4 protein-coding genes, 1 tRNA gene and 1 pseudogene are annotated in these 6462 nt (G+C 42.9%); 4 read left to right on the forward strand and 2 right to left on the reverse strand.

The window, feature by feature from the left end; translation table 11 throughout:
- Positions 1 to 17: 17 nt before the first annotated feature.
- Positions 18 to 1204, reverse strand: a pseudogene (locus B3Q46_RS14005) (D-arabinono-1,4-lactone oxidase).
- Between the two features lie 307 nt (positions 1205 to 1511).
- On the opposite strand from B3Q46_RS14005, the gene B3Q46_RS14010 reads away from it, so the two are divergent.
- Positions 1512 to 3155 carry an acyl-CoA synthetase gene (locus B3Q46_RS14010; protein WP_286716317.1) on the forward strand — a complete coding sequence of 548 codons (1644 nt, stop codon included), beginning with the start codon at positions 1512 to 1514 and terminating at the stop codon, positions 3153 to 3155.
- Between the two features lie 278 nt (positions 3156 to 3433).
- Here the strand turns inward: B3Q46_RS14010 and B3Q46_RS14015 are convergent.
- Positions 3434 to 3520 (reverse strand) — tRNA-Leu (locus B3Q46_RS14015).
- 167 nt (positions 3521 to 3687) lie between these two features.
- Here B3Q46_RS14015 and queA point away from each other — a divergent pair.
- From queA to B3Q46_RS14030, 3 genes are read left to right on the forward strand one after another with little or no spacing between them, the layout of a single operon-like run.
- On the forward strand, positions 3688 to 4722 hold the full coding sequence (queA, locus tag B3Q46_RS14020) for a tRNA preQ1(34) S-adenosylmethionine ribosyltransferase-isomerase QueA (RefSeq protein ID WP_286716320.1): 1035 nt from the start codon (positions 3688 to 3690) through the stop codon (positions 4720 to 4722).
- A gap of 18 nt (positions 4723 to 4740) precedes the next feature.
- The gene (locus B3Q46_RS14025; protein WP_286716322.1) at positions 4741 to 5769 is read left to right on the forward strand and encodes a hypothetical protein; all 1029 of its coding nucleotides are present in this window, start codon (positions 4741 to 4743) and stop codon (positions 5767 to 5769) included.
- 25 nt (positions 5770 to 5794) lie between these two features.
- Positions 5795 to 6364, forward strand: coding sequence for a LemA family protein (locus B3Q46_RS14030; protein WP_286716323.1), 570 nt, complete (start codon positions 5795 to 5797; stop codon positions 6362 to 6364).
- Positions 6365 to 6462: the final 98 nt, after the last annotated feature.

The raw sequence follows: 6462 nt of genomic DNA on the forward strand, positions 1-6462 counted from the left end.
GTAAATGTCAACAGACCCTAGGGATTCAGCCATTTTTTTTGCGAATCCAGCTGCTGACGTAGCGCCATAAATTCACCCCATCTTGGATATAAGTTGCGCAGTGATGCGGCATGCATGCTATGCAATTTTCCCTAATGCGGTCGCCCCTGATATTTCTGAAAAATCGGTTCAATTAGATTAAAAATGACATGATAATCCTGCTTATAAAACTGATGGATAGAAATTGAAACTGAATCCCGCTGATAAAATGGACTAAGCCAGATGTCATCCGCTTTGACATAACGAAACTCGATCGGAAAGAACATCGGCACACGATGCTGCCTTAGACAATGCAGCACTTCTTCCAGACACTGCAAGCCTAGTTCGACAGGAATCTGGTATTCCATTTCATTAAATCGGGTATTGCGCGGTGTAGGGAAAATCTGACTGGACCAATCCACAAAACAGGTCGGTTTGACAAAAACACCGAGCAGCTTTTGCAGATAAGGATTGGTAGACGGCAATAACCGTGTCAATTCAGAACATAACATCAGTAAACTGTCTTCTGATGGCCAGCTTTCTTTTCTCGGCTGAAGGACTTCATCCGTTTCATCTAGTGTTTTCAGCATGACCTGATCAGCATGCAGGAAAGCCCAAAACTCAATATGTCGGTGTTATTGTTTCCATTGATCGATATTGGAAAATATGTCTTTTAACGAACATAACCAGATCTGTTCTTTTAATTTATAACGCGGCCGATTTTGCAGGTTAATTTTAGTGAGTATTCCGAAACTGCCCAGTGCCACCCGCCCCGCCTGAAAAATTTCCGTATTTTGCTGCTTATTACATTGCAATAATTCGCCATCTGCAGTCAGTGATTCAAAGCCTTGAACGAAAGCAGATAAACACGGCAAATCAATTCCCGTGCCATGCGTACCGGTCGAGATGGCACCCGCCAGACTTTGCTGATCGATATCACCTTGGTTGATCAAAGCCTGATTCAGAGGGGCTAGATATTCACCCAGCTCATATAAACGCGTACCTGCCTAGTACATTGAGCTGTCGCTTCATTTGCATCTATCACGCCTTTGAAGTGATCCAGACGAATCAATACCTCATCGGTTTTGGCTAGCGCACTGAATGAATGTCCTGCACCCACCACACGAATCTGCGCATGTGACTTCACCAGAGTTTGTAATTCATTGATTTCTTTAGGCTCGAAAATTTGAGGAGAACTTTACTGGCTTCCCGACCAGTTGCGCCATGTTGCATTCGCCTGTTGTATTTTCATTATTATTCCTTGGCTAAGGCTATTTTTAACACCCATTTAGAGTAAAATACCTAAAAAGGCAAATATGGGAACCCATAGGTTCAAAAAAATCAGTGCTTAAAGATAATTTTATTAATATTCAATTATTTAAATTTTTAAAATTATGCATTCGCACTCGACTAAAGCATAACTGCAAGACTTCCAAGAATTGCATATCTTTTTTAACAGGATATGAAAAATAAATATAGAACGGAGTTTTACAATGGTTAAGGCATACGATGAATTACCGCGCACCCCTGCCAATTTTGTAGCGCTGTCACCTTTACGCTATCTCGATCGCGCGGCTTATATCTACCCGAATCAAAGCGCGATCATTCATGGTAAGCGTCGTATTACCTGGCGTGAAAAATACAATCGTTGCCGTCAGTTTGCCCACCAACTCCAAAATTTAGGCATCGGTAAAAATGATACCGTTTCAGTTTTATTGCCAAACGTACCTGCAATGATTGAAGCACACTTTGCTGTGCCAATGGCGGGTGCGGTCCTGAATACTTTAAATACCCGTCTGGATGCCAAAACTTTGGCGTTCATGCTGGAACATGCTGAGACTAAAGTACTGCTAGTCGATCCAGAGTTTTCTGCAGTTGCAACAGAAGCGTTGGCATTGGTTCCACAGCAAGACATTTATGTGATTGACGTGGCTGATGAGGAATTCGAGGGGGAAGACACCCGTATCGGCCAAATTGAATATGAAGACTGGTTGGCTCAAGGCGATACCAATTTTGAATGGCATTTACCGGATGATGAATGGAATGCGATTAGCCTGAACTACACTTCTGGAACCACAGGCAATCCGAAAGGCGTGGTTTACCATCACCGTGGCGCCTATATTAATGCAGCCAGTAATATCATTGCCTGTGGCATGATGCCGCGTGCCACTTACTTATGGACCTTACCGCTGTTCCACTGTAATGGCTGGTGTTTTGCCTGGACCATGGCAGCTAATGGCGGTACGAATGTCTGCTTACGTAAGGTTGATCCAGAACTGATCTTTAAACTCATTGCTGAACATAAAGTGGATTATTTCTGCGGTGCACCCATTGTACTATCGATGCTGATCAATACTCCTGAAGAGAAAAAGACCAAGTTTGATCACCGCGTAGAAGTAATGGTAGCAGGTGCTGCACCTCCTGCTGCAATCATTGAGGGTATGCGCAATATTGGCATTAATGTGACCCACGTCTATGGCCTAACTGAGACCTATGGCCCTTCTGCGCTCTGTGCGTCTCAGGCAGGCTGGTCAGATCTGTCAATTCAGGAGCAGGCACAACTGCATTCTCGTCAAGGTGTACCATATCCACTGCAAGACGGCATGAAAGTGCTTGATCCTGACACTATGCAGGAAGTGCCACATGATGGTCAGACCATGGGGGAAATCATGTTCCGTGGCAACATCGTCATGAAAGGTTATTTAAAGAACCCGGAAGCAACTGCAGAAGCCTTTGCTGGTGGCTGGTTCCATACTGGCGATCTGGCAGTATGCCAACCTGATGGTTATGCAAAAATTACCGACCGCTCTAAGGATGTGATTATTTCAGGTGGTGAAAACATTTCATCGCTGGAAGTGGAAGAAGTGCTCTATCAGCATCCTGCTATTCTCACGGCAGCCGTGGTGGCAAAACCAGATCCACGCTGGCAGGAAGTACCATGTGCCTTTGTCGAACTGAAAGCAGGACAAACTGCTACAGCAGAAGAGATTATCGAATTCTGCAAGCAACATCTGGCGCGTTTTAAAGTACCTAAAGATGTAGTGATTACCGAGATTCCAAAAACCTCAACCGGGAAATTACAGAAATTTATCCTGCGTGACTGGGCTAAAGAACGCTCTCAAGGTGAATTTTCTTAATTTATTAAGACCCTAGCATCCAGCCCTACTCTTCAAATTTCTTTTTTAATATTGAGAAAGAAAAATTTGGTGAGTGGGGCTTTTTTTATTCAGAATAAAGACAATTTGTTTATTTAAATAACTGAATTTAAAGTGCTGATTAAGGTACTTATTCTGAGAGATGCCTTACCAAATTAAAGATAAAGAATGCGATCAATCAAAGAAGTTCGCATCCACATGCTTATTTTTAGGCAATAAAAAACCCCAAGACTTAATATGCTTGGGGTTTTTCAGAATCTTGGTCCCGAGGGTCGGACTCGAACCGACACGTCATCTCTGACAGCGGATTTTGAGTCCGCCGCGTCTACCAATTTCACCACCTCGGGAGTGGATGACGGCTATATTACTCTGTTTCAAAAACTTGTCAACGCAGAAAAAACACATTTGCCTAATTTTAAAACAATTCTTATTTTTTTGTTTTATAATCGAGCAATTCCCGCCATAAAAAAGAAAAAAGTTTATACTAGCCGCAGTTTTTTTATCGTAAATTGTCATGCAACTTTCTGATTTTAGTTTCGATCTCCCTGATGAGCTGATTGCTCGCTATCCTCTTGAACAACGTAGTGCTTCTCGCCTGTTACACCTTGATGCACAAGGCCAATATCACGATCACCAGTTCACCGATATTTTGGATTTATTGAATGAAGGCGATTTGCTGGTTCTGAACGATACCAAAGTGATGAAAGCGCGCCTGAAAGGTAAACGTGCCTCTGGTGGTGCAGTTGAAGTACTGGTTGAGCGTATGATGGATCAGTTCATTGCGCATTGTCATATCAAGGCCAGCAACACACCCAAAGCCGGTGCAGAATTATTTATCGGTCCAGATGAAGTCAAAGTCACTGTTCAAGGCCGTCATGAAAATCTGTTTATTGTCGAATTTTCTCAGCCGATTTTAGATGTTCTAGACAAATACGGCGCACTGCCAATTCCCCCCTATTTCAATCGTGAAGCAGAAGAAATTGATACAGTTCGATATCAGACTGTCTTCAATGATCCGACTAAATTGGCCAGCGTTGCTGCTCCTACCGCTTCCCTGCACTTCGATGAAGAGTTGCTGAAAAAACTGGAAGAGAAAGGCATTCAGAAAACCTTTGTGACCTTGCATGTCGGTGCAGGTACTTTCCTGCCGGTTCGTACCAATGATATCGAAAATCACATCATGCACAGCGAATGGTGTCAGGTGTCGGATGAATCCATGGAGCTGATCAAAGCCACTAAAGCGCGCGGTAATAAAGTGATTGCTGTGGGTACGACCGCAACCCGTGCGACTGAAAGTGCGGCTCAGGCCAATGATGGTGAACTGAAAGGCTGGACCGGTGATACTCAAATTTTCATCTATCCGGGTTATGAATTCAAAGTGGTGGATCGTCTAATCACCAACTTCCATTTACCGGAATCTACCCTGCTCATGCTGGTTTCGGCTCTATCTAATCGCGAAAACATCCTGAATGCTTACAAACATGCGGTTGAAAGCAAATACCGCTTCTTCAGTTATGGCGATGCCATGCTAATTGATCAAGCGCAATAATCAGCAGGAACCCTCCCGATGCCGATCGAGTCTGTGCAGCACTCCATTCATATTCGACGCAAGAAAAATGCAGTAGTGTTTCGCAACATCGCCCGGCTCTGGGATCTGGGTCGTCAGGCCAAAAGCCATCAGGAATTATTGGATGGCTTGCATCCATGGAACGGCCCAATTAGCTTAAAATTTGAAAATAATTTACCGCTTGCTCTGGCCGGAATCGGACTTTTTCTGATTGGTTGCATCTTTGTAGCGCCTGCTAATATCTGGATGCAAATCGGTGTTTTCTTTGGATGCCTACTGGTATTCTGGGCTTATATCAGCTATGAACATCGAAAGCCACTGGATGAAGTTATCCGCTATCTGGAAGATGAGGCGCTCGCCAAAAAATACCAGCTGGCTTTTCAGAAGCAGCCACAACATATTTCAATTCCGCTCAATCCCCTACATTTTATTAGCCATTTAAAACGTCTGTTCCCGGTATTTAATCAAGGCTCTCTGAGTAATGAAATTTCACGCTATGCCAGCACTATCTGGGAAGATGAAGATGGTCAACAACATCAAGTTCTGGTCTTTCAATATCATTATGTGCATGAAGTTCAGGTACGCAATAAGGAAGGTCAACCGGTCAAACTGACCCAGGTACATAAAGACCTTTGGGGGGTATTTGTTTTTGATGTTCAGATTCAGGGGCTAGCCGTGACTACCTCCAGAAAGAAATTTCATTATCCTTATGCTTATCCTTGGCACAGCAGCGACATTCGTACCAACCAGAAATTAAATTTCTTTGGCAGCGATCCGATGCAAATGGCGAAACTGCTCACGCCTGGTTTTGTACTTCGACTGGCGGACTTTTTTGAGCAGCGTCAGGGCGATTTACTGTTTCATCCAGAAAGCCATATGCTCTGCTATCTGGGACCACATGATTTATTTCAGGTATCCAGTAAACACGATAAAATTAGCGATATTTCCACATTGCGTGGCCATCTCAGAACGTTTAAATTAATAGAGTTGGAAAAGTTACATACTGATCTGACACAATTTTTAAAATAATTATTTTTTTCTGGGGATTACTTTTATGGGATTTTTCGTTTTTGTCATTATCCCGCTTTTGGTCATTATTGCCATTATCATGATTCGTAACAGCATTGTGCGTCATCATAACTCCACTATTCGTGCATGGTCCGATGTCGCCAGCTATGAGCGGCAAAAACTAAAAATCCTGGATGGTCTGCAACCTTTGGTTGAGCAATATTCCAGTTTTGAAAAAGGGACTTTAGAGAAAGTTACTGAACTGCGCCAGAACATTATGAACCTGAATATTCAGGATGCCGATATTGCCCAGTTACAACGGGTTGAAAACCTGAATAAGGAACTGATGCGCAGCCTGAATGTGGTGATTGAAAACTACCCTGAACTAAAAGCAAATGACATTTACCTGAAAATGATGAATGAAATTGAAGAACAGAATGAAAATGTCGGTGCTGCGATTACCATCTACAACCGTAATGTCGAACTCTTCAATAACCAGATCCAGATTTTCCCGCATAATATTATCAATAACATGTTTCTCAAAAAGAAAGCAGTACGCCCTTTCCGTGACCAGACCGTGAGTCAGAACTTTGACTATCGTCCAAATTTCCACTGAGAAAAATCATTACATTTTATAGTTTTAGATTTGCAATCCATTGGCTTATGATGAAATAGCGAGAGATAAAGCAATACACTAGGACTTACGCATTGACG

The sequence above is a fragment of the Acinetobacter sp. UBA2581 genome, assembly GCF_002339435.1.
Lineage (GTDB): Bacteria > Pseudomonadota > Gammaproteobacteria > Pseudomonadales > Moraxellaceae > Acinetobacter > Acinetobacter variabilis.

Excerpts from the sequence above, each read along its gene's own strand:
- B3Q46_RS14025 (WP_286716322.1), top strand. The coding sequence starts at position 4,741 with ATGCCGATCGAGTCTGTGCAGCACTCCATTCATATTCGACGCAAGAAA.
- B3Q46_RS14010 (WP_286716317.1), top strand. The coding sequence starts at position 1,512 with ATGGTTAAGGCATACGATGAATTACCGCGCACCCCTGCCAATTTTGTA.
- B3Q46_RS14030 (WP_286716323.1), top strand. The coding sequence starts at position 5,795 with ATGGGATTTTTCGTTTTTGTCATTATCCCGCTTTTGGTCATTATTGCC.
- queA (WP_286716320.1), top strand. The coding sequence starts at position 3,688 with ATGCAACTTTCTGATTTTAGTTTCGATCTCCCTGATGAGCTGATTGCT.